We start from the raw sequence: 26,142 nt of genomic DNA on the forward strand, positions 1-26,142 counted from the left end.
AAGCTCCCTTCGGCGGGTCGAGGTTCCGAAGCATTCGGTGTGTCCTTCAGGACGCCGTTGCTTCGGTCTGGGGGATCTAGGACGTGATGGCTTTTCAACGAGCCGCCCGTGCGAAGGTGGAATCCTTCGACCAGATCGTTCGGCGCCGGGCCGGCGACCATCCCGAGCGCACCGCCTTCCGCTTTCTGGCGCGAGGCGAGGAGCTCGTCGCCGAGCTCAGCTATGGCGATCTCGATCGCCGAGCGCGGGTGTTGGCGGCGCGCCTTCAGGGCGTCGGCGAGCCCGGTGATCGAGCGCTGCTGGTCTTGCCGCCTGGGCTCGACTTCGTGGTGGCTTTTGTCGCCTGCCTGTACTCCGGCCGAATCGCGGTGCCGGTGTCGCCGCCGCGCCCTGGTCGGCCGTCGCCGGCGCTCGAAGCCGTCCTCGCCGATGCTCGCCCGCGGTGGCTGCTCGAGGGTGGCGGTGCCGGCGACCGTGCCGGGCGGCTCTATCCCGAGTTGAAGGCGCTGACGGCGGTCGCCGTCGACGATCTCGTCACCTCGGGAGAAACCCGGGATCTCGGCGCTTCGTGGCGGCCGCTTGCCGCCGATCCGGACGCCATTGCCCTGATTCAATACACCTCGGGCTCGACCCGCCGGCCACGGGGGGTCGTCGTCCGTCACCGCAATCTGCTCCACAACCAGGAGCAGATCCGCGACGCCTTCGATCAGTCTGAGCATTCGGTGGTGGTGAGTTGGCTGCCGCTCTACCACGACATGGGGCTTCTCGGAGCGGTTCTGCAGCCGCTCTATTGCGGCGCGACCTGTGTGCTGATGCCGTCGGCGTCCTTCGTGCAGCGGCCGCGCCGCTGGCTCGAGGCGATCGACCGCTACCGCGGTACGACCGCCGGTGGTCCCGACTTCGGTTACGCCCACTGCGTGCGGCGAATCCCTCCCGAGGAACGCGCCGGCCTCGACCTGTCGTCGTGGCGAGTCGCCTTCAATGGCGCCGAGCCGGTGCGTGCCGACACCCTGGATGCCTTTGCCGAGGCCTTCGCTCCCGTCGGCTTCGACCGTTCTGCGTTCTTCCCCTGCTACGGGCTGGCGGAGTCGACGCTGTTCGTTTCCGGCGGTCGGGCAGGTTCCGGAGCCCGGGTCGCGAGCTTCGATCCAGCGGCCTTGGAAGGGCACCACGCCGAGCCTGCGGAGGCCGCCGCGGGACGACGGCTGGTGGCCTGTGGCGGGCCGCGCGGCGATCAGCGGATCGCGGTGGTCGATCCACAGCGTCGGCGGGCCCTTGCGACCGGCCGGATCGGCGAGATCTGGGTCCATGGCGACAGTGTGGCGGCCGGCTATTGGGGACGACCGGAGGAGACGGCGAGCGTCTTCGGCGCCGCCCTCGCCGAGAAAGAAGGGGCTTCCGATCCCCGCTTCCTTCGAACCGGTGATCTCGGTTTCGTCGACGCCGCCGGCGATCTCTTCGTCACCGGCCGACTCAGCGACCTGATGGTGCTGCGCGGCCGCAACCTCCATCCCCATGATCTCGAAGCGGTCGCCTCGGCCTGCGCGGGCATTGCTGGCGCGGCGGCCTTCGAGGCCGAGGTGGCGGGGGAGCGGCGGGCGGTGGTCGTGGTCGAGGTCGGCCGCCGACCCCGACCGGACGCCGTGGCCCGAGCCGCGGCGGCGGTGAGGGCGGCCGCGGCCTCCGAGATGGAGGTCGCCGCGACCGTGGTTCCAGTGACAGCCGGCGCGATTCCGCGAACCACCTCGGGCAAGGTGCGGCGCGCGGCATGTCGAGCGGCCTGGTTGGCCGGGGATCTGCCGGTCGTCGAAACGCCCGCCGAAGAGCTCGCCGCCGTCGAGGCGCCCGCTGCCGAGCCGACTTCGTCTGCGGCTCCCTCCGAGCCGGGTCCGGCGTCGCTCCATGACGGCGGCGCGATGGCGGGGCGTCGAGCGGTCCTCGATTGGCTCGAAACCGTCGCCGAGGAGTGCCTCGAAGGCCCCGTCGCCCGCCAGCGGCCGCTGGTGGAGCAAGGCCTCGACTCCCTCGCCGCCACCGAGCTGGCACATCGCATCGAGCGCACCCTCGGGAGCGGGTTGAGCGCGGCCGACCTGCTCGGCGGCGCCTCCTTGTCGGTGCTCGCCGCAAGGCTGTCGACCGGTGGCGACGCCTTGCAGCCGGGGCCGCTGAAGCCACCGGAGCCGCCCGGGCCGCCGGGCCGCTTTCCGCTGTCGCCGGCGCAGCTCGGTCTGTGGATCGAGTGGCGCCGAAATCCCGACTCGGCCGCACTCCACATCGCCGGTGCCGCGGAGCTCGAGGGCGAAACCGATGTCCTTCGGCTGGGTACTGCCATCGCCTCCTTGAGCGCGCGCCACGCCGCCCTGCGGACCCGCTTCCCGGCGGCCGGTGCCAGCGCCGTGCAGGAAGTGCTGGCCGAGGTGGCGCCGGACTGGCAGGTGATCGACGCGACGGGCTGGAGTCGTTCCCGACTCGAGCAGGCGGCGTCTGCCGAGGCCTATCGGCCCTTCGATCTGCAGGCGGCTCCGGCGGTGCGCTTTCGCCTCTACCGCCGGTCCAGCAGGCGCGATGTCCTGGTCGTTTCGGTACATCACCTGGTCGCGGACCTCGGCTCCTTCGCCGTGCTGGTAGCCGAGCTCGGCGCCCTGGCGTCGGCTCCTGACTCGCCGTTGCCGCCGGTGGCGACGGATTCGCCGGCGGTCGATCGCTGGCGCCAGAGTCGGCTCGAAGGCGAGCGGGGCGACCAGATTCGCAGTCGCTGGCGGGAGGTTCTCGACCCCCTCCCGGAGGATCTCGATCTGACCCCGGACCGCCCCCGGCGAGCGCGCTTCCGGGGGCGTGCCGGCAGCGTGCAGCGCACCCCCGAGGGATTGCGGTCGGACCTCGAAGGAATCGCCGCGGCGGTCGCCGTGACGCCCTTCGCGGTGCTCCTCGCCGGCTGGCGCGCACTTCTGCTTCGCCATGGCGGGGGCGGCGACTTCGTCGTTGCGACGCCATCGGCCGGGCGTGATCATCCGTTGCTTGCTCGCGTGATCGGGTACCTGGTCGAACGGACTCTGGTGCGCAATCCGGTCACGGCCGCGAGCTCCTTCGCGGAGATCGCCGCCGCCGAAGGAAAGGCCCTGCGGGACGCCCTGGAGCGTGCCGAGGTGCCGCTGGCAGAGCTCGTCGGCGAGCTGCTTGGCGACCGCGATCCCTCGCGACCGCCGCTGGCTCAGACCGTCGTCAACTGGCAGTCGGTCCACCGTGAGGCGGAAGGAGCGTCACGGCCGGGTCGATCGGCGTCCTCGCGAGGCGGCGTCCTCGCCGGCTTCGCGTTCGGCGTTCCCGAGCTCGAGGTCCTCGCTGGCGACCTGAAGCTGGTGTCGTTCCCGCTGCAACGGCCTGCTTGCCAGGTCGAGCTCGAGCTGACTGCGGCGGCAGCGCCGGGGGGCGGTCTGATTCTCGATCTGCTGTTCGACCGCGACCTCCATGACCCGACGACCGCTGAGCGCCTCCTCGATCACCTCGTCGCCCTGATCTCGGCCGCGGCCGCCGATCCTGATCGGCCGCTATCGCACCTGCCTCTGCTCTTGCCGACCGAGCAGCGCGAGCTCGAGTTGTGGAATCACACCGGTCCGGGAACGGTCGGCGGAGCGCTGCTTCCGGAGCGGATCGTCGCCACCGCCCAGCGTCATCCGACCACGGCGGCCCTGATCGGCGAGGCGGAAGAGGTGCTTTACCCGGACCTCGTCGCCCGCGCCCAAGCCGTGGCGGTGCGGCTCCAGGCCCTCGGCGCCGGTCCAGAGACGGTCGTCGCCGTCGCCGGCGAGCGTTCTCCCGAGCGTCTCGTCGGGTTCCTCGGCGTTCTCCTCGGCGGAGCTGCCTACCTACCGCTGCCGGCCGGCGAGCCCTCCGCCCGGGTGGCGACGATGCTGGCGGCGGCGCGGCCGGTGGCGATTCTCGCCATCGGAGACGGCGAGGCGCTCTTGGCCCACGGCTTGCCGGTGCTGCGCCTCGTCGACGTGGCGGCACGGGATTCCGCCTGGCGCCCGCCGGCCGTCGAGCCCGCCCATCCGGCGTACGTGCTCTTCACTTCCGGCTCGACCGGCCAGCCGAAGGGCGTCGTCGTTCCCCACGGCGCGCTGCTCAACCGTCTGGTCTGGATGCAGGACGCCTTCTGCCTCGAGCCCGGCGAGCCGGTGCTGCACAAGACCCCGGCCGGCTTCGATGTTTCGGTGTGGGAGATGTTCTGGCCCCTGATGGTCGGCGCGACGGTGGTCGTGGCGCGGCCCGGGGGGCAGCGTGATCCGGAGTACTTGGCCAGTGCGATCGCCCGCTTCGCGGTCACCACGGTGCATTTCGTCCCTTCGCTGCTGGCGCCCTTTCTCGAGCTCGGTGGGCTGGCGAGCTCGAGCACCCTGCGCCGGCTGGTGACCAGCGGCGAAGCGCTTCCCGCCTCGCAGGTGGAGCGGTTCTTCGAGCGCCGGCCGGCCGAGTGTGAGCTCTACAACCTCTATGGTCCGACGGAAGCGGCGATCGACGTGAGCTGGTGGCGGTGCGATCCGGCGGAGCGGCAGAGCGCACCGCCGATCGGTCATGCGATCACCGGCCTGCGGCTCCACGTGCTCGATCCTGCGCTGCGTCCGGTACCGGTTGGCGTCCCCGGGGAGCTCTACATCGCCGGCGCCGGTCTGGCGCGTGGCTATCTCGGTGATCCGGCGCGCACCGCCGCTTCCTTCGTGCCCGAGCCCGGCACCGCCGAGCCGGGCGCGCGCGCCTATCGCAGCGGCGACCGGGTCCGGCGGCGCTGGGATGGTGCGCTCGAGTTCCTCGGCCGCGTCGACCGCCAGGTCAAGGTGCGCGGAATCCGGATCGAGCCGGGCGAGGTGGAGGCGGCGCTGGCCGCCGACCCGGCGGTGCACCGCGCGGCGGTGATCGCCGACGCTGGACGCCTGATCGCCTACTGGGAGCCGCTGGGAGACGGCACCGAAGTTGCCTCCGACGACGAGTTGAAGCGTCGGCTCGGTGAGCGTCTGCCCGCCGCGTTGGTGCCATCCCTGCTGGTGCGTCTCGAGCCCTTGCCGCTGACCGCGAGCGGCAAGCTCGACCGGCGCGCCTTGCCGGCCCCGCCGGCGGTGGCCGCCGCCGGCGGGGCGCCCCGGGGCGAGGCGGAGACGACGTTGGCGGCTATCTGGGAGCGGGTCCTCGACGCGCCGGTGAACGGCCGTGAGGCCAGCTTCTTCCGCCTCGGCGGCGATTCGATCCGTGCGCTCCAGGTGGTCGCTGCGGCCCGCCAGTCGGGGCTGGAGCTGAGCCTCGACGACATCTTCCGCCGGCCGACCCTGGAAGAGCTGGCAGCCATCGCCCGCCCGCTGGAGGCGACGCCCCGAGGGCCGCAGCCCTTCAGCCTGCTGCGCGCCGACGAGAGAGCTCTCGCCGAGGACTCGGAGCTCGAGGACGCCTATCCCTTGACCCGCGTCTACGCCGGCCTGGTCTTTCACCGCGAGCACAGCCCCGACTACGAGGTCTACGTCACCACGGTGCGACTGCGCGGGCGCTTCGACGGCGGAGCCCTGTCCGCCGCTCTCGCCGCCCTCGTCGCACGCCACCCAGCGATGCGCACGAGCTTCGACCTGGGTGGCTTCCGGCGGCCGCTGCAGCGGATTCACCGACGGGTTGCGACGCTGCCGGTGGTCGTCGACCTGCGCCCCCTGCCAGCGTCGGATCGGCTCCCACAGCTCGAGAGCTGGCTGGTCGCCGAGTGCCGCCGGCCGTTCGATTGGCAGCGGGCGCCCTTGCTCAGGGTCACGGCCCACCGTCTCTCCGCGGACGAGAGCCAGCTGACCGTTGCCGAGCCAATTCTCGATGGCTGGAGCGTTGCCCGGTTGATGCGCGAGCTGCTCGAGGACTATGCCGGTTTGGCCGCCGGCGGGTCGCTACCAGCTCGTTCCTCGCCGGCTGCCGCGCCGCGCCATCACGTCGCCCTCGAGCGGCAGGCCCTGGAGGCCCCGGAGGCGCGCGAGTTCTGGCGCCAAGTGACCGCCGGCGCGCCTCGTGGGCGATTGCCCTCGCCGGTGTCGGCGCAGCCGGCAGGGAGAGTGCGGCGGCGGAGCTCGCGGGCGGTCGGGGCGGCGCTGGTGGCGGCCGCGAAACGACTCGATCTGCCGCTCAAGGGTCTGCTGCTGGCGGTGCACGTCGCCGTCACCGGCCGGATCACCGGTGAGGACGACGTCCTCACCGGCATGCTGTTCCATGGTCGGCCCGACCTGCCGGACAGCGACCGCACCCTCGGCCTCTTCCTCAATCCGGTCTGCTTGCGATTGCAGTTGGGGAATCGGAGCTGGGCCGAGCTGGCCGCCGCGGCGACGGCGGCGGAACGGGAGATGCTGCCCCACCGGCGCTTCCCGATGGCGGAGCTGGTGCGCGAGAACGGCGGCGAAACGCTGTTCGACAGCCTGTTCAACTTCACCCACTTCCACGTCTACGGCGAGCTCGACGGGATTCCGGGGCTCGAGATCGTCAGCGGCGACGCCAGCGATCAGACCTATTACCCGCTGACCGTTCAGCTCCACCTCGACCACGGTTCGGGCCGCTTCGAGATCGCCCTCGACACCCGACCGCCGTCCGTCGGCGGACCGGACGCCGAGCTGGCGGAGGAAATCGTCGAGCTCTACATCGGAGCGCTGTCGGCGGTGGCGGCCGATCCCGAGGCCAGCCACCTGGCGCGCCCGCTGCTGCCGGTGGCCGACCGTGAACGGGAAGAACGCTGGAACGCCACCGCGGTTGCCTATCCGGAGGCCGATGTGGTGCTGCACGAGCTGGTCGCTAGCACCGCCCGACGTTACCCCGAGGAGGAGGCGGTGCGATGCGGTGAGCGTGCCCTGTCCTACCGCGAGCTGATGCGCCGCGCGCGCCGGCTGGCGGCGCGATTGTCCGCGGCCGGGGCCGGGGCCGAACGCCCGGTGGCCGTCTGCTGCGAACGCTCGCCCGATCTGATCGTCGCTCTGCTGGGCGTGAACGCCGCCGGCGCGGCCTTTCTGCCCCTCGATCCGGAGCATCCCGAGGAGCGTCTGGCGTGGATCGCCGGCGACGCCCTGGGCGGCGGCGACCGGCCGCTGGTGGTGGCCGACGCCGCGGGCCTGCGGCGGGCGCCGGCACTGGCCGAGGCGGCCCAGCGGGGCGTCCTGGTACGGGTCGACGACAGCGCCCTCTACGACAGCGCAACGGCAGAGGGCGACTCGGAGGCGCGGCTTCCCTCGGTCGACCCCGACCAGCTCGCCTACGTCCTCTACACCTCGGGTTCGACCGGCCGACCGAAGGGGGTGGCGGTGAGTCACCGCTCGGTGGTCAACCGGCTGCTCTGGGGGCAGGACGAGATGGCCCTCGAGCCCGGTGAGTCCGTCCTGCACAAGACCTCGATCGGCTTCGACGTGTCCCTCTGGGAGCTGTTCTGGCCGCTGATCGCGGGCGGCCGCCTGGTGATGGCGCCGGCTGGCGCCGCCGATCCCGTCGTCGTCGCCGCGCAGATTCGGCAGCACGGCGTCACCACCCTCCACTTCGTCCCCTCGCTGTTGCGCCTGTTCCTCGATGCGCCGGAGGCGGCCGACTGCGGCGGTGTGCTGCGCCGGGTGATCGCCAGCGGCGAGGCCCTGGCGCCGGATCTGGTGTCGCGCTTCTTCCGTCTCTACCCGGAGCCCGGCCCGGCGCTCTACGACCTCTACGGACCGACCGAAGCGGCGATCGAAGTCACCGTCCACCGCTGCACGCCGCAGGATGCCGCCGCTCCGATTCCCCTCGGGATGCCGGTGGCGAACACGCGGGTGCGCGTCCTCGATCGCCACGGCGCGCCGCTCCCCGCCGGCGTCGCCGGCGAGCTGGCCCTCGGCGGCGTGCAGCTCGCCCGGGGCTATCTCGGCCGGCCGGCCCTCACCGCCGAGCGTTTCGTTCCCGATCCCCTCGCCGCGGCGCCGGGCGATCGCCTCTACCGGACCGGCGACCTCGCCCTCCGGCGGCGCGCCGGAGGGGTGATCGAGTACCTCGGCCGGCGGGACGGGCAGGTGAAGCTGCGCGGTCAGCGCATCGAGCCCGGGGAGGTCGAGGCGGCCTTGCTCGAGCTGCCGGAGGTGCTCGAGGCGGTCGTCGACCTGCGCGGCTCGGAGCTCGACGCGCGGCTCGTCGGCTGGATCGTGCCGCGGCGGCCGAAGCCCGATCTCGCAGCCCTGCGCCGCTCCTTGGCGGCGCGCCTGCCGCACTTCATGGTGCCGGCCGAGCTGGTGACGGTGGACTCCCTGCCGCGCACCGGAAGCGGCAAGGTCGACCGCCGTGCGCTGCCGGCCCCGGCCGGCAATGCCCGTGTCGCCGAGCTGCTCGCCGCGGTGCAGGAGCTCTCCGATGCCGAAGCCCGCGAACGGCTGGCGGCCGCCGGAGAAGAGCGATGAGTGGTCCGAACCGCCCCGAGCTGGCCGCCGAGCTCGCGGCTCTGTCGCCGGAGAAGCGCCGCCTGCTCGAGAAGCTACTCGACGCCGAGGGGCTCTCCCTCGGTCGCGAGCGGCCGCCCTACGAGGAGCCGTCGGACGACACGGCGCGCGCCCTCGCCGAGATCTGGCAAGAGGTGCTCGAGGTCGAGCGGGTCGGCGCCCGAGACGACTTCTTCCAGCTCGGCGGCGATTCCATCTCCTGTCTGCAGATGGTTGCTCGCGCCCGGCGGCGGGGCCTTTCCCTCGACACCCGGGAGGTGTTCGCGACGCCGGTGCTCGGCGAGCTCGCGGCGCGCACCGAAAGCTCGTCGTTGTCGCCGCCTGCCTCCGAGGGCGACCCCGAGCCTTTCTCGCTCCTCGCCTTCTCCCCCGAACGGCTGGCGCGCCTGCGGCAGGAGCATGCGGGGCTCGAGGACGCCTATCCCTTGACCCCGGTTCAGGCGGGGATGCTCTTCCACGTTCTCGCCGACGACGACCCGGATCTGTACCGCGATCACGGGTTGGCGACGGTCGTCGGCGTTCTCGACCGCGCCGCCTTCGGCCGCGCCTGGCGGCGTCTGGCGGCGCGTCATCCGGCGATGCGCACCTCCTTCGTCTGGCGCGGTATCGAGCGCCCGATGCAGCTCGTGCATGGCGAGGTCGACAGCGACATCGAAGACCTCGACCTGCACCAGCTCCCGCCCGCGGAGGTCGAGGCACGGATCGCCGAGCGGCTCGAGGCCGACCGGCGTCGCCCCCTCGATCTCGACCTCCCGCCGCTCTTCCGCATGACCGTGGTCCGCTGCCCGGATCGCGCCGGTCGCCCCTGCCACCGTCTGCTCTGGACCCACCACCACATGGCCCACGACGCGTGGTCCCTGGCGGTGCTGGTCCAGGAGCTCCTCGCCCTCTACGGCGAGGAAGCGGGTGGCGAGGCCGCGGCCCTTCCGCCAGCACCGGCCTTCGCGCGCCACGTCGCCTGGAGCGCAACCTACGACCCCGAAGCCTCGGAGCCTTTCTGGCGTCGCCTCTACGGAGCGTCGCAGCCGACTCCGCCGCCGGGCGATCTCGGGCCGGATCGACCGCCGCAGCCTCGCTACTGGAGCCGGCCCGTCGACGCCGAGACCTACCGCGATCTGCGCGGCTGGACCCGCCGCGACGGCCTGACCGTCTCCACCGCCCTGCACGCGGCCTGGGCCCTGCGCCTCGCCGCCGCCGTTCCGGCCCGTCGCGAGGTGGTCTTCGGAACCGTCGTCGCTGGCCGCCCCGCCGATCTGCCGGGAGCCGAGGCGATGGTGGGCCTGTTCATCCACACCCTGCCGCTGCGCCTGGAGCTGCCGCCGGAGCGACCCCTCGACGAGTGGCTGGCCGAAGTGCAGGAGCGGGTGCATGAGCTGCGCGCCCACGAGCAGACACCACTCACGGTCGTGCAGCGCTGGAGCGGCCGGGGTCGCGAGCCGCTGTTCGAGACCGTGCTGGTGGTGCAGAACGTCTTCACCGGCAGCGCTTCCGGCGCCGGCCTCGAGCTCGCCGGCTTCGAGCTGGCCGGGCACACCCACTACCCGCTGTTGCTGCGCGCCACTCCCGGCGAAGAACTCCTGCTCGAGTGCCTCGCCGATGGCGCCCGCGTACCGGCGGCGAAGGGCCTGATGGGCGACGTCGCCTGGCTGCTCGGCGAGCTCGCCGCCGCCGATGGCGACCGCCCCCTCGGCGATCTGCTCGCCGCCGTCCAGGAACACCTGGCGCAGGCCGGGGAGACCGCTCGCGGTGCCTACCGGCGGGCGGGCCTCGAGCGCCTGCGCGCCGCTGCCGCGAAAGCCATCGATCCAGAGACTGACGAGGAGACCCCATGACACAGAAGCCGAGCCTCCCTGGCCTCGGGAGCGTTCGCCCCCGGGCCGTTTCCGTCGATACCGAAATCACCGTACGCCGTGGTCACCTGCCGGGCCTCGAAGAGCTTCCGCTGCTGATCGAGCCCGAACGCCCCGGGGTCGATCTCGCGACCTGGGTGCGCCGAGATCGCGCCACCCTCGACCGCGAGCTCGCCGACACCGGCGGCATCCTGTTCCGGGGCTTCAATGTCGAGGGTCCGGAGGCCTTCCAGAAAGCGGTCGAGGCCCTCGGCGGCGAGGCCCTCGAGTACAAGGAGCGATCCTCGCCGCGCAGCGAGGTGTCGGGGCGGGTCTACACGTCCACCGACTATCCGCCCGATCAGCCGATCTTCCTCCACAACGAGAACTCCTACGCCCATCGTTGGCCGTCGCGGATCTTCTTCTACTGCGAGGTCGAGCCCGGCGAGGGGGGAGCCACGCCGATCGCCGACGTGCGTCGGGTATACCGGCGAATCCCCGAGGCCATCCGGAGCACTTTCGAGGAGCGCGGGATCCTCTACCGGCGCAACTTCAGCGACCTCGTCGGCCTGTCCTGGCGAACCGTGTTCCAGAGCGATTCGCGCGAGGAGGTCGAGCGCTATGCCACCGCCGCCGGCTATCAGATCGAATGGCTGGACGGCGACCGCCTGCGCACCGAGCGGCGCGCCCCGGCGGTGCTGCGACACCCGCAGACCGGTGAGCTGATCTGGTTCAATCACGGCACCTTCTTTCACCTCTCGACCTTGCCCGAGACGGTGCGTGAAGGGCTGCAGGCCCTCTTCCCTCTCGAGGATCTGCCCAACCACACCTACTACGGCGACGGCGGCGAGATCGAAGCCGCGACCATGGACGCCTTGCGCGAGGCCTACCGGGCCGAGACGGTGTCGTTCCCCTGGCGGCGCGGCGATGTGCTGATGCTCGACAACATGCTCGTCGCCCACGGTCGCGAGCCCTTCCAGGGTCCGCGCCGGATCCTCACCGCGATGACCGAGCCGATCGCGGCGGCGGAGCTTCCGGAGGCGCCGCAATGACCACGACCTCGGAGCCGACTCTCGCCGGCTATCCGCTGTCGCCGCAGCAGGGCCGGCTCTGGTCGTGGCCCGAGGGCCGGGCCCGCCGCACCCTGCTGCGCCTCGAGATCGAAGGGGTCACCGACGGTGCCCGGTTGCGCGACGCGATCGAGGCCACCGTGCGGTCCCACGACGTCCTGACCGCAGCCTTTCGCGAGCCCCCCGAGCTCGGAGTCGCGGTTCAGGTGCCGGGTGAGCTGACGCCGGAGGTGACGCTGCTCGAGCGCGGCGACGACCAGCCCCTCGACCTCCTGTGGGAGCGCGAGAGGGCGGCGTCGGAAACCCTGCGGGCGTCGCTGGTCAGCCGCGGCGGCGGCCGCTGGACGGTGGTCGCCGGGCTGCGATCCCTCGGTGCCGATGCCGGTTCCGCCCGCGCCATCGCCGCCTCGGTGGCGGCGGCCCTGGCCGGCGATCTCGAGCCGGCCCTGCAATATCCCCAGTATGCCGCCTGGCTCGAGGAGATGGCGGCGAGCGAAGAAGGGCAACAGGCGGCGGCCTACTGGCGCGGGCTGCCGTCGGCGTCGCGGCCGCGGTTGCCGCTCGCCGGTCGCGGCCCGCGCTCGGCGGGGCGTTTGCAGATCCCCGTGCCGCTGGCCGTCGAAGCCCTCGACGAGCTCGAAGCGCTGGCCCGCGAGGCGGCTGGCGAAGGGGCGGAGGGTTCGATCTGGCCGGCGCTGTGGGTCGAGTTGCTGAGGCGATTCGATGCTGCGCCGGTGGGCGGCCCGTGGAGTCTTCAGATGATTGCCGATGGCCGGCGCTTCGCCGAGCTGGAGCTGATGCCGGGGCTGCTGGCTCGCGCCCTGCCGGTGATCGCGGAGCCAGCCAGTGACGAGCCGGTCGCCCTGGCGGTCCGCCGCTGGCAGCAGCGCCTCGCCGAGGCGGAGACTTGGGCTGATGGATTTGGGGCCGACGGATTTGGGGCCGATGGTTTGGGGGCGGACGGATTCGGGTCCGGCGTTGGCTTCGAGCGGGTCGACCTCGGGAACCCCTTCGAAACCGGTGGGGCGACGGTGCGGGCGACCGCCGTCGAGTGCGATGTGGCGCCGCTGTCGCTGCGACTGCGTCGGGTCACCGCCGCCGGCGCGGGTTCTCTCGAGCTGATCGCCGCCGGTGAGGCCTGGGCCGAGCCGGCGGTCGAGGTCCTGGCGGCCGCCTTCGCATCGCTCGGCCGTCAAGCCCTCGAGCGGCCCGAGGCTCCGCTCGGCCGTCTGTCGGCGGTGGACGGCTCCGCTGGCCACCGGCCGACCTCCTGGAGTCGCGGGGCGCAGGCTGTCGACTTCGTTCCCGTGCATCGTCGCATCGCCGAGGTCGCGGCCGCGCAACCGGAGGCGACGGCGATCGATGCTGCCGAGTCTGATGAGGTGACCTACGGCGAGCTGCGGCGTCGGGTGGTGGCGGCGGCGTCCCTGCTGCGGCGCCGCGGCGCGCGCGCCGAGGAGGTGGTCGCCGTGCTCGCCGCGCCGGGGGCCCCGGCGGCAGTGGCGATCCTCGCCGTTCTCGAGTCCGGGGCGGCCTGTCTGCCCCTCGACCCCGAGCATCCGCCGGCGCGTCTCGCCCATGCGGTTCGCGATGCCGGTGCCCGGCTGCTGGTGGAGGCCTCCGGCGGGCCGGTGCCGGAGGCCCTCGCCGACCTCGAGCGGGTCGATCTCCCGCCTGCGGCCGAGGAGGCTCACGCCGACCAGCCGCCGGAGGTACTCGCCACCTCCCTCGCGCTGGTGATCTACACCTCCGGGTCGACCGGTCGGCCCAAGGGTGTGATGGTTCCCCACGGCGCCCTCGATGCCTATCTCGCCTGGGCCCGGTCGACCTTCTGCCCCGAGCCCGGCCCGGTGCCGCTGCATGGCTCCCTCGCCTTCGATCTCGCGGTGACCAGCTTGCTGGCGCCGCTGCTCGCCGGCGGAACCTTGGTGCCGGTGCCTCCTCGGCCGGGGGCGGAGGGTCTCATCCGCCTCCTCGCCGAGCGCGAGGACTTCCGTTTTCTCAAGCTCACCCCGAGCCACCTGCGGCTGCTCGCCGCTGCCCGCCCGCCGGGCAGCGAAGTTCCAGCGGAGCTCCTGGTGGTCGGCGGCGAGGCCCTTCATGACGCCGACCTGGAGCCTTGGAGCAGCCGGCCGGTGTGGAACGAGTATGGCCCGACGGAGTGCACCGTCGGATGCGTCGCCGGCCTTGCCGGTCGCAGCCCCTGGCAGGGAGACGCGGTGCCGATCGGCGCTCCCATCGCCGGCGCCCGGATCCAGGTCCTCGACGGCGACCTCTCTCCGCTACCGCCGATGGCGGCCGGTGAGCTCTATATCGGCGGAGCCGGCCTGACCCGCGGCTATCTCGGCCAAGCGGGGCTGACCGCCAGCCGCTTCCTCCCCGACCCTTCGGCCGACGAGCCGGGGGCTCGGATCTATCGCACCGGCGACCGCGCCCGCTGGCTCCCGGACGGCCAGCTCGAGTTCCTCGGTCGCGGTGACGACCAGATCAAGGTGCGCGGCTTGCGGATCGAGCTGGGAGAGGTCGAGGCCGCCTTGGCGACGCACCCGGGGGTCGGCGAAGCCGCCGCGGCGTTGCGCGGCGCCGGCAACGATCATGCTGCCGATGCTCGGCTGGTCGCCTTCTACGTGCCGGCGCAGCCGGAGGCTCCGGTCAAGGTGAGCGACCTTCGCGCCCACCTCGCCGCCTGGTTACCGGAGGCGGCGCTGCCGGCGGCCTTCGTGCCCCTTGCGACGCTGCCGCGAACGGCGGCCGGCAAGCTCGATCGCGCTGCCCTACCCGAGGCGAGCGCCCAAGAGGGTGACGACGGAGTCATGCCTCGGACGGTCGAAGAAGAGCTGCTGGCGGCGGCTTGGTGCCGCGCCCTGGGAGTGGAGCGGGTCGGCATCGACGACGACTTCTTCGCCCTTGGCGGCGATTCGATCCGAGCCATTCCGGCGGTGTCCCTGGCTCAGGAACGGGGTATCGAGGTCTCCCTTCCCGACCTCTTCGAGCATCGCACCGTCCGCCGAGTGGCGGCCGCCCTCGAGGAGCGCCGACCGCTGGCGGCGGCCGCGGCTCCGGAACCCTTCGCCATGGTCTCTCCGGAAGACCGCCAGCGCCTGCCCGAGGGCCTCGAAGACGCCTATCCGCTGTCGCGGCTGCAGGCGGGGATGATCTTTCATCTGGCGGCGCGTCCGGAGGCGGGCCGCTACCACGACGTCTTCTGCTACCAGCTTCGGGTCGAATTCGACGCCCAGGCCCTGCACCGCGCCGTCGAGTTGGTGGCGGTGCGCCACCCGGCACTGCGGACCCGTTTCGACCTGACCAGCTACTCCGAGCCGCTCCAGCTCGTCGAGCCTCGCAGCGAGGTGGCCCTCGAGGTCCTCGACCTGCGTCCGACTCCGGCGTCCGAGCGCTCGGCCATGGCCACCGCCTGGATCGAGCAGGAGCGCCGGCGCGGCTTCGATCCCACCCGCCAGCCGCTGATCCGCTTTGCCGTCCACCGCTGGAGCGACGACGAGATGCAGCTCTCGGTCAGCTTCCACCACGCGATCCTCGATGGCTGGAGCGACGCCACGATGCTGCTCGAGCTGTCCCTCGCCTACGGTCGCCTGCGGCAGGGGCTCGAGCCCTTGGAAACGGTGCCCGCAAGCCGACACCGGGACTTCATCGCCCTCGAGCGGCGGGCCCTCGAGGACGGCGAGCACGAGGCCTACTGGCGCCGCTCCTTGGCCCAACTGGCGGTGGCGGAGCTGCCCGGCCGAGGTCGCGACGAAAGCCAGGCCGCGACCGAATCGGCGGTCGCCGACGGTTCCGCGCTGGCGGCGCCGCGCTGGTTGACGGTCCCGATGACGCCGGAGCTCTCGGACGGGCTCGAGCTGGCGGCGCGGCGTGCCGGCGTGCCCCTCAAGAGTGTGCTCCTCGCCGCCCATCTAAGGGCCCTGGTCGCCTTGACCGGCGAGCCCGACGTGGTCACCTGCATCACCGTCAACGGCCGGCCCGAGAGCGCCGACGGCGAGCGCGTTCTCGGCTTGTTTCTCAACAGCATGCCGTTGCGTCTGCGTCTCGCCGGCGGACGCTGGATCGACCTCGCCCGTCGCGCCTTCGAGATCGAGCGCTCGGCGTTGTCTTTCCGGCGCTATCCCTTGAGCGAGGTCCAGCGCCTGGCGGGCGGCGTCAACCTGGCCGAGGCGAGCTTCTACTTCACCAACTACCACTTGATGTCGCGTCTCGACGAGCTGCCCGATCTCGAGGTTCTCGGCATCGACTTCCACGAAGCGACCAGCTTCCCCCTGGTCGCCAACTTCCACGTCGACCCCTTCACCCATCGCGTGCGGGTCGAGCTGACCTTCGACCGGGAGCGCTTCGATCGCGAGCAATCGAAGGTCGCCGGTGCCATCTACCAGCGCATTCTGGAGGCGGTTGCGGCGGACCCGGAGGGGCGCCACGAGGCGCTCTGGCCCCTCGGCGACGAGGAGCGGCGCCAGGTCGCCGCCTGGAGTGGTGCGGAGACCGCGGCGCCGCCGCTGGCGACTTCCGTCGTCGAACGCTTCTTCGCCCACGCTGCCGAGATGCCGGAGGCGGCGGCACTGATCTCCGAAACGGGAGAGACCTGGAGCTACCGGCGTCTGGCGCAGCGGGCGTCCGGCTACGCCGCGCGCCTCCACGCGGCGGGTGCCGGTTGCGACCAGGTGGTGGCGATCGATTTGCCGCGCAGCGCGGAGGCGGTGGCGGCGATCCTCGGCTCCCTGGCGGCGGGGGCCGCCTACCTGCCCCTCGACCGGTCCCATCCATTCCGTCGCAGGAGCGCCCTCGCCGCCGACGCCGGCGCGGTGGCGGTGATTGTGCTGGCGTCTGCTGCGGCGGGCGATGGCGAGGAGACGATCGAGCCGCCCTCCGGCGCCTTGGTGATCGACACCGCTTCGGTGGCCGATGCCGAGCCGGCGCCGCGGAGCGTGCCGCCGGAGGCCTTGGCCTACGTCCTCTACACCTCCGGCAGCAGCGGCCGGCCGAAGGGTGTCGAGGTTTCGCGCGCCGCCCTCGCCACCTATCTCGATCGCGCTGCCGAGCGCTACGGTTCCGGCGCGGCCATCGACACCGTCGCCGCCACCTCCTTGGGATTCGACCTGACGGTGACCTCGATTCTTCTGCCGTTGGTCACCGGCGGCTCGGTGCGATTGGCGCCCGAGGGTCCCGGGATCGGACCTCTTGCCGAAGGGGCGGCGGCGGCCGGCGAGAGCGCCCTCCTCAAGCTGACCCCGGCCCACGCTCGTCTGCTCGCCGAGCGGATCGACCCGGCGACCGGCCCGGCAAGCCTGGTTCTCGGCGGGGAGGCCCTCGACGGTGCCGCCCTGGCGGCCTGGAGCGAGCGGGCCCCGGAGACCCGGGTGTTCAACGAGTACGGACCGACGGAGGCGACGGTCGGCTGCATCGTCCACGCCGTGACGGCCGGCGAGCTGGGCGATGGCGCGGTGCCGATCGGCCGACCCTTGACCGGGGTGCGGGCGATGGTCGCCGATGCCTTCGGCCATCCGGCGGCGCCGGGTATCGCCGGCGAGCTGTGGCTCGGTGGTCCCGGTCTGGCGCGCGGTTACCGCGGTCGCCCGGCGCGCACCGCGGCCGCCTTCGTGCCCGATCCCGCGGCTTCCGAACCCGGTGCCCGCATGTACCGGACCGGTGATCGGGTGCGCTTTGCGGCCGGCGGCGAGCTCGAGTATCTGGGTCGCCTCGACCGCCAGGTGAAGGTCGCCGGCGTCCGCATCGAGCCCGGTGAGGTCGAGGCGGCGCTGCGCGAGCACCCGAAGGTCGCCGCGGCCGTGGTCGCCGGACGGCCCGGTGCCGACGGCGAGGGGCGGTTGATCGCCTGGGCGGTTCCTGCCGCCGGCGGCCTGCCGTCCCTCGAGGCGCTGCGGCGCCACCTCGCCGAGAGACTTCCCGAAGCGATGGTGCCGGCCGCCATCGTGCCGCTGGCGGAGCTGCCCCTCGACGACCGCGGCAAGGTCGATCTGGCGGCGTTGCCTTCGCCGGAAGAGGCGCGGCTGGCCGTGCGAACGCCCTATGCGGCGCCGCGCGACGAGCGCGAGGAGATCCTCGCCGCCCTCTGGGCCCAGGCGCTGGGAGTCGAGCGGGTGGGGATCGATGACGACTACCTGGAGCTGGGCGGAGATTCGATCCGCAGTCTCCAGGTGGTGGCGCGGGCGCGCGAGCGGGACCTCACCTTCGCGATGGAAACGCTCTTCGAGCAGCGCTCCATTCGCCGTCTGGCGGCGGCCTTGCGCCGCGGCGAGATGGCCTCCGCGGCGCTGCCCGACGTCGCTCCTTTCGCGCTGCTGACAGCGGCCGATCGGGAGCGCTTGCCCGAGGGGCTCGAAGACGCCTATCCCCAGGCTCGGCTGCAGGCCGGCATGCTCTACCACCGCGAGGCGGCGCCGGGGAGCGGCGTCTATCACGATGTGGTGCAGCTCCATCTGCGCGCGCCTTACGACGGCGAGGCCCTGCGCCGCGCCATCGAATCGGCCCTCGGACGCCACCCGGCATTGCGCATGACCTTCGACGGGCGCTCCTTCGGCGAGCCCCTCTGCCTGGTGCATCGCCAGCCGGTCGTCGATCTCGAGGAGGTCGACCTCACCGACCTCGATCCGCCAGCCGGTCGGGAGCGGGTCGAGGGCTGGGCGGCGGCGGAACGCCGGCGCGGCTTCGATCCCGAGCGTCTGCCGCTGGTGCGTTTCGCCGTCCATCGCCACGGCGATGGCAGCTTCCATTTCGCGCTCAGCTTCCATCACGCGATCATCGACGGTTGGAGCGATGCCAGCCTGCTCACCGAGCTGGCGCTGACCTATCGCGCGCTGCTCGAGGGCGAGGTGCTCGAGCCGGAGCCGCTGGTCACCACCTACCGCCACTTCGTCGCCCTCGAGCGCCGGGCCCTGGCGGACGGTGCGACGCGGCAGTTCTGGAGCAGTCGCCTCGCCGGCGCCGAGCCGTTCCGGCTGCCGCCGATGCGCGACTCCGATGGCGCATTGGAAGGAGACGCGGCGCCACCATCGGCGCGCGAGGTGCTCGACCTGCCGGTGCCGCTCGGCGCCGAGCTCTGCGGCCGCCTCCAGGAGGTCGCGCGGGATGCCGCGGTGCCCCTCAAGAGCGTGCTGCTGACGGCGCACCTGCGGGTGCTCGCCTGGCTCGCCGGAGGCGACGAGGCGGTCACCTGCCTGACCTCGAGCGGCCGCCCCGAGAGCGCCGATGGCCAGCGCGTCCTCGGCCTGTTCATCAACAGCATGCCGTTGCGCTTCCGGTTCGGCGATGGAAGCTGGCGGGATCTCGTCCAGCGGGTCTTCGCCGCCGAGCGCGAGACCCTGCCCCATCGTCGCTTTCCCTACGCTGACACGATGCAGTACTTCGGCGGCGAGGCGCCCTCGGAAGCGAGCTTCTACTTCACCCACTACCACGTCTTCCGTCACCTCGAGAGGTTCGACGAGCTGGAGGTTCTGGGCGCCCGGGTCGACGAGCAGACCAGCTTCCCGCTGGTGGCGAACTTCCATCTCGACCCGGACAATGCCGAGGTCGATTTTCACCTGTCCTGCGATCCGGAACGCATCGACGGCGCCGCCGCCGAGCGTCTGGCGAAGGCCTACCGCAGCGTGTTCGAGACCATCGCCCGCCAGGCCGAGAGGCCTTGGCGGGAGCTGTCGCTGCTGTCCGACGCCGAGCAGCGGGAGCTCGCCGGTTGGTCCTGGGGCGGTTCCCTGGAGTCGTCCGGGAATGGCTGGTTGGAGGACCGCCTGGCGTCCTGGTGGCGGCGGGAAGAGGATGCGCCAGCGGTGACCTGGGCCGGCGGCGTTTGGAGCCGCGCCCGGCTGGCCTGGGAGGTGCGTGCGCGGGTGGAGCTGCTGCGTTCCGCCGGCGTCGGCGCCGAGTCGGTGGTGGCGCTGGACGTCGAGCGTTCGCCGGAACTGGTGGCCTGGCTGCTGGCGGTGGTGACCGCTGGCGGGGCCTACCTGCCGCTCGACGGCCGTCAGCCGCTGGCCCGTCGCCGGGAGCTGGTGATGGCATCCGGTGCTGCCTGGCTGGTGGCTGCGGAGGATCGCAGGCCAGCGGGTGACCCGGCCGGCGTGATGTGTCTCGAGCCATCGGTGCCGGCAGGGGCGGACGAGCCGGGAGACGATCCGGTGCCGGTGCCGATGCCATCGGAGGCGCTCGCCTACGTGATCTACACCTCGGGTTCGAGCGGTCGCCCGAAGGGCGTGATGGTCAGCCGCGGCGCCCTCGGCGAGTACCTGGCGCGGGCGCTGGATCAGTACGGGGAAGGCGGCACCTGGTTGGTGCAGACGCCGGTGGCCTACGACTTGGCGGTGACGGGTTTGTGGCTGCCGTTGCTGACCGGCGGCGGCGTGGTGCTGGCCGCGGAGCATCCCGGAGCAGCGGTGGGGGCTTTGGTGACTCCGGGCGATGCGGAGCGATTCAAGCTCACGCCGGGCCAGGCGCGGCTCCTCGGAGAGTATCTGGAGCCGGAGGAGTTTGCCGCGAGGCGCTGGGAGCTGGTGGTGGGCGGCGAGGCGCTGTCGGCGTCGGACGTGGCCTGGCTGTCGGCCGGTGCGGCGGGCAGCCGGATGCACAACGAGTACGGCCCCACCGAGGCGGTGGTGGGCTGCACGGTGGCGAGCTGGGAGGGGCCGGAGCTGTCCGGTCTGTCCGGGACGCTGTCCATCGGAACTCCGATGCCCGGGTGCAGGGCGGAGGTGGTGAGTCTCGACGGGGGCGGCGAGCGGGTGCCGGCGGGAGTGTCCGGGGAGCTGTGGATGGGCGGTCCCGGGCTGGCCCGGGGCTACCTGGGCGACCCGCGGTCGACGGCGCAGCGCTTCGTGCCGGACCCCCGAAGTGACGTCCCGGGGGCGCGCCTCTACCGCACCGGCGACCGGGTTCGGTGGCGGCCGCAAGGGGACGGAGCGGAGCTCGAGTACCTGGGGCGGCTCGACGATCAGCTCAAGGTGCTGGGCGTGCGGGTGGAGCCTGGGGAGGTGGAAGCGGCGCTGGTGGCCGAGCCGGAGATCGCCGCCGTGGCGGTGGCCGGGCGGGGTTCGGGGGAGACCGTGCTCTACGCCTGGGTGGTGGCCGCCGAGGGCGTCGAAACCGCCGGCGAGGCCGGCGAAGAGCTCGCTGCCGAGGTGATCGATCGCCTCGCCGATCGCCTTCCCCAGGCCTTGGTTCCCGCCCGCATCGTGTTCCTTCCGGACCTCCCCCTCACCGCCGCCGGCAAGGTCGACCGGAACGCCCTCCCGGAGCCCGACCTGATCGCGGAAGAGGCCTTTCGCGAGCCCGAGGGCGAGCTCGAGGTCGCCCTCGCCGAGCTGTGGAGCGAGGTCCTGGAGAAGCCGCGGATCGGCCGCGACGTGCGCTTCGTGGACCTCGGCGGGCACTCGCTGTCGGCGACCCGGCTGGTGGTGCGTGCTCGGCAGCGGTTCGCGCTCGAAACCCTCGGCCTGCGTGATCTCGCCGAGTATCCGACGGTGGCGGATCTCGCTCGGCGGATCGAGGCGCTCGGCGCGCCGTCCGGCGCTGCGGTGACGCTGGACGCCGAGACCGCGAGCGATCGGGAGGTCGGAGAGTTGTGACCGCCACTTCGGCGCCCACCGTTCGCGAGCTGCTGGCCGAGCTCGAGCGCCTGGACATCCGGCTCTGGCGCGACGGGGAGCGGCTGCGTTTCGACGCACCCGCCGGCGCCTTCCCGGCGTCCTTGCGGGAGGCGGTGCGGCGCCAGCGGCAGGCCCTTCTCGAGCGGTTGCCGACCCGACCGCCCGCCGAACCAGGTGGCCAAAGGGGTGAGCGCCCGGTGGTCGCGGACGAGGGGCCGCTGTCGTTTGCCCAAGAGCGCCTCTGGTTCATCCACCAGCTCGATCCGGGGAGCCCGGCGTACCACGTCCCGGTGCTGCTCGAGCTGACCGGAGACTTGGATGCCGCGGCTCTGACGGCCGCAGTGGGGACGGTCACCGCCGCCCATCCGGTGCTGTCGACGGTTTTTGCCGTCGATGAGCGCGGCGCGGCGCGTCAACGCGTGCGGCCGAGCCGTCGGTCGGCGCTGGCCATGGTCGATCTCGGGGCACTGCCCGGGCCGGCGGCGTCGGCCGAGGCGGACCGCATCGTCGCCCGGGAAACGGCGCGGCCGTTTGCTCTCGAGCATCGCCCGGCGCTGCGCTGGCGGTTACTTCGGCTGGCGGCGGGTCGTCACCGGCTGCATGGAGTCCTCCACCATCTGGTGGCCGACGGCTGGTCCCTCGGACTGTTGCTCGGTCAGATCGTCGCGGCCTATCGCGAGGCTCGTTCCGGCCGACGGATCGCGCCGCCGGTGCGGTCTCTCTCCTATCTCGACCACGCCCGCCGTCAGCGCCGGAGCTGGGCGTCCGGTGAGCTCGAGCCGGAGCTGGCCTTCTGGCGTCGGCGCCTCGCCGGGCTGCCGCGCCTCGAGCTGCCGCCCCTGGAAGGGCCGCCGGGCGCCGACGGTCGCCTTCCGGTCCGCTGGTCCGCCGAGCGAGCGGAGCGCCTCGAGGCCCTCGCGCGGCGCCTCGGGGTGACGCCCTTCGCGGTCGCCCTCGCCGCCTTCCAGGCTCTTCTCGGCCGGCTTTCGAACCAGCTCGATTTCGCCGTCGGGACTCCGGTTGCCGGACGCAACCGTGGCGATCTCGAAGGCCTGGTCGGCCTGCTGGTGAACACCCTGGTGCTGCGGGCGGATCTCGGCCGTCCTTCTCCTGCCGGGGCGGAGGCTGGCGACGAAGTTGGTGCGGGCGGTCGGCCGGGGCTCGCGGAGCTTTCCCGGCGCGCCGCCAGCGGTTTGCTCGAAGCGCAAGAGCATCAGGAGCTGCCCTTCGAACGGCTGGTCGCGGATCTGGCGCCGGCGCGGGAGGCGGAAGGCACGCCGCTGATCCAGGTGCTGATCGCCCTCCAACCGCCGATGCCGTCGCCGTCCCTGCCCGGCCTGGAGCTGCGCTCGCTGCCGCTCGCTCCCGGCGCAGCGCAGATGGACCTGCTGCTGGCACTGGCGCGGACGCCGAACGGCTACGACGGCTATCTCGAGTTCCGCGGATCGCGGCTGTCGGCAGCGACCGCCGGGCGTTGGCTGGGTGCCTTCGAATCGCTCCTGGACGCCGGTTTGGCGGATCCTCAACGCCCGTTCGACCGGTTGCCGATCCTGTCTTCCGCGGAGCGCCGCCGGCTCACCGTCGAAGCGCGCCCCCTCGCCCTCGGTGCGGAGCTCGAAGACAGCCTCTGGCAGCGCTTCGCCGCTCGCGCCGGGGCCGCACCGCAGGCGCCGGCGGTGTCCGGTGCAGAGCTGCTCTTGACCTATGGCGACCTCGAGCGTCGGGCGCGCCGGCTGGCCAGCGGCCTGACGGCAGCCGGCGTTCGCCGAGGCGACCGCGTCGGCGTGCTGCTCGCGCCCACGCCGGCGGCGGTGGTGGCGATCACCGCCGTGACGGCGGCCGGCGCCGCCTACGTCCCGATCGACCCCGACTACCCGCCGGCCCGGCGTGCCTTGCTGCTGGAGGATGCGGCGCTGTCCGCCCTGGTGGTCGCCGCGCCGGGCGGCTCGGAGCCCTCACCGGAGCCGTCCGTCGAGGTTCCGGCAGACCTGCCGCGCTTCGCCCTCGATCCGGCGGGCCGCTGGATCGATTCGCCGTTGCCGTCCGCTCTGCCGGCAGGACTTTCGCCGGCCGGCGGTGATGACCTCGCCTATCTGATCTACACCTCGGGCTCGACCGGCCGGCCGAAGGGGGTAGCGGTCAGTCATCGGCAGGTCTTGCGGCTGTTCGACACCGCCTGCCGGCCGGAGGCCTTCGGCGAAGGCGCTTTCGGCCCCGACGACGTGTGGAGTCTGTGTCACTCGCTGTCCTTCGACTTCTCGGTCTGGGAGATGTGGGGTGCCCTGCTCCACGGCGGCCGGTTGGTGCTGGTGCCGCGCTCGGTCACCCGCCGCCCGGAGCAACTGCTCGATCTGCTCGAGGGCGAGGGCGTGACCGTTCTCAGTCAAACGCCTTCGGCCTTCCGGCTGCTGCAGCAGGGGCTGGCCGATCCTTCTTCAGTTGGTGAGAAGAACGGCCTGGAAGGGCGGCCGCGGCCGGCGCCGGCGCTGCGCTGGGTCGTCTTCGGTGGCGAGGCGCTCGATCCGCGGGCGCTGCGACCGTGGGCCGAGCGCTGCGGGCTCGACCGGCCGGCGCTGATCAACATGTACGGCATCACCGAGACCACCGTACACGTCACCTTCCGCCGCATCGAGGCGCAGGACCTGGCTTCCGGCGGCAGCCCGCTGGGCCGCCCCCTCCCCGATCTCGCCGTCTACACCGTCGACCGCTGGCTCGAGCCGGTGCCGGATGGGGTGGCGGGCGAAATGGCCGTGGGCGGAGCCGGAGTCGCGCGGGGCTATTTCGGACGCCCCCGACTGACCGCCGCGCGCTTCGTCCCGGATCCCTACGGCGATGTGCCGGGAGCACGCCTCTACTTGAGCGGCGACCTCGCCCGGCGGCGGGAGGACGGTGAGCTCGAGTTCCTGGGGCGCGCCGACCAGCAGGTCAAGATCCGGGGCCACCGCATCGAGCCCGGAGAGATCGAAGCGGCGCTTGCGGCGCTGCCTGGAATCGCCGCGGCGGCGGTGGTGGCGGTCGGGGAAGGCAGCGAGGCGCGCCTCGCCGCCTACTACGTGCCAGCGCCCGAGGGGGCGCCCTTGGGCGACGAGCTGCGTCTCGGTCTGTCCCGCTCGCTGCCTGCCTGGATGGTGCCCCAGATCTTCGTGCCGCTCGACCAGCTACCGCTGACCGCCCACGGCAAGCTCGACCACGCCGCGCTGCCGGAAGCGCTGCCGGCTGGCGGCGCCGGCGGCGCCTACCGAGCCCCGGTGACCGAGACCGAGCAAGCGCTGGCGGCGGTCTGGCGCGAAGTTCTCGGGGTCGAACGGGTCGGTCTCGACGATTCCTTCTTCGGCCTCGGTGGTGACTCGATCCTGACCTTGCAGTTGCGCACTCTCGCCGCCGACCGTGGTCTGCGCGTCGAGCTGGACCAGGTCTTCCGGCATCCGACCCTGGGCGAGATGGCCGCCGCCGCCACCCCGGAAGAGGTCGCAGAAGAGTCCGCGGTGCCGCCGTTTGGGCTGCTCGGCGAAGCCGACCGGCGGCGCCTCGATCCCCAAGAGCGCACCCTCGAGGACGCCTATCCGGCGACCCGCCTGCAGGAAGGAATGCTGTTCCACGGCGACCTCGAGCCCGAGGCCGGGGTCTACCACGACGTCTTCAGCTACCACCTGGAGGGACCGTTCTCGTTGCCGGCCCTCGAGGCCGCCGTGCAGGAGGTCGCCCGGCGGCACCCGACGCTGCGCACCGCCTTCGACCTCGGCGGGTTCGACGAGGCGTTGGCGCTGGTTACGCGCCGAGTCGAGGTGCCGGTCACCGTCGCCGACTTCACGGCCCTCTCACCCGCGGCCCGTGAAGCCGCCGTCGACGAGCGTCTCGCCGCCGAGCTGCGGCGCCCCTTCGACCCACAGCGGGCGCCGCTCTGGCGTCTGGACGCGGTCCGCCGCGGGCCCGACCGCTTCCAGCTCACCCTGAGCTTCCACCACGCGATCCTCGACGGTTGGAGCGTTGCCACCCTCAGCCGGGAGCTGGTCGAGCTCTACGTCGCGGCCCTTGGAGAGCGCCCGGCGCCGCCGGCGGTGCGCGACGACGAAGCGGCCCGCCACGCCGCCGCCGAGGGTCGAGCCCTCGACGATCCCGCCGCGGTCGCTTTCTGGCGGGATCGGTTGGTCGCGACCCCGCCCACGCCCCTGCCCGTCGGGTGGCGCGCAGCTCGGGAGCGCGGGGTTCTCGACATCACGGTGCCCATCGACCCCGGCGATGCCGAGCGGCTGAAGGCGGCGGCGCGCAGTCTGGGCGTCTCCCTCAAGAGCGTCTTGCTGGCCATCCACCTGCGCGTTCTCGAGACCTTGACCGGTCGGCCTCGTCCGTGGACCGGCCTGGTGACCCACACCCGGCCGGAGGGCGCGACGGCCGATCGTTCCCTCGGCCTGTTTCTCAACACGCTGCCGCTGCATGGTGCCGGCCCGGCGCCGAGCTGGCAGCGGCGCGTCCGCGACGCCTTCGAGGCCGAAGCCGAGCTGCAGCCATACCGGCACTTTCCGATGGCCGAGATCCGGCAGATGGCGGCGGGGGCCGAGGTCTTCGACACCGCCTTCAACTACGTGCATTTCCACGTCTTCCAGGGGCTTTCGACGGCCGAGGTCCGGGTCGTCGACGGGCGTTTCCGTGAACGCACCGACCTACCGCTGCTGGCCCATTTCTACCGGCCGCCGACGGCCGACGGGCTGGCCTTGACCCTCAAGCTCGACCGGGCGCGCATCGGCGCCGAGCGAGGACCTTCGATCGCCGCCCTCTACGCCGCTGCCGTCGCCGATGCCGCGACGGCCCTCGCCGCGCCGGCGGGCACCGTGGGAGCGGCCATGGAGCGGCTGCCGGCCGCCGAGCGGGAACACCTGCGGCGCTGGGGGAGTGGGGCGGCCCCCGTTCTGCCCCTGGAGCAGCCGGTGGCGGCGGTCGCGCTGGAGGAGACGCCGCAGGAGACTCCCGATCTCACGGGCTCGGAGGACGTCTCTCCCGCGGTGGGCGATCTGGCCGCCGCCGTGGCGACGGTGTTCGCGGAGGTCTTGGCAGTGCCGTCGGTCGGCGTCGACGAGTCGTTCTTCCGCCTCGGGGGGCACTCGCTGAGCGCCGCCCGCGCGGTGGCCCGCCTGCGTCGGCGGTTGGGCCTCGACTTGCCGCTGGCGGAGATCTTCGACCA

Annotated in this window: 5 protein-coding genes; all 5 read left to right on the forward strand. The window is 72.6% G+C overall.

What is annotated here, in order from left to right; translation table 11 throughout:
- Positions 1–86: 86 nt before the first annotated feature.
- Positions 87–8,417 (forward strand): amino acid adenylation domain-containing protein, encoded by an 8,331-nt coding sequence (locus AAF604_11330; GenBank protein MEM7050244.1) that lies wholly within the window; start codon positions 87–89, stop codon positions 8,415–8,417.
- Entirely contained in the window at positions 8,414–10,288 is a 1,875-nt protein-coding gene (locus AAF604_11335) for a condensation domain-containing protein (GenBank protein ID MEM7050245.1), read from the forward strand. The genes AAF604_11330 and AAF604_11335 overlap by 4 nt, the downstream gene beginning before the upstream one ends.
- Positions 10,285–11,337: a TauD/TfdA family dioxygenase gene (locus tag AAF604_11340; protein MEM7050246.1), complete on the forward strand. Its 1,053-nt coding sequence runs from the start codon at positions 10,285–10,287 to the stop codon at positions 11,335–11,337. The genes AAF604_11335 and AAF604_11340 overlap by 4 nt, the downstream gene beginning before the upstream one ends.
- Entirely contained in the window at positions 11,334–20,942 is a 9,609-nt protein-coding gene (locus AAF604_11345) for an amino acid adenylation domain-containing protein (GenBank protein ID MEM7050247.1), read from the forward strand. Before AAF604_11340 ends, AAF604_11345 begins: the two co-directional genes overlap by 4 nt.
- On the forward strand, positions 20,939–26,142 hold a 5,204-nt coding region (locus AAF604_11350; protein MEM7050248.1), incomplete at its 3' end, for an amino acid adenylation domain-containing protein. The genes AAF604_11345 and AAF604_11350, both read left to right, overlap by 4 nt.

The sequence above is a fragment of the Acidobacteriota bacterium genome (assembly GCA_039028635.1).
Taxonomy (GTDB): Bacteria; Acidobacteriota; Thermoanaerobaculia; order Multivoradales; family JBCCEF01; genus JBCCEF01.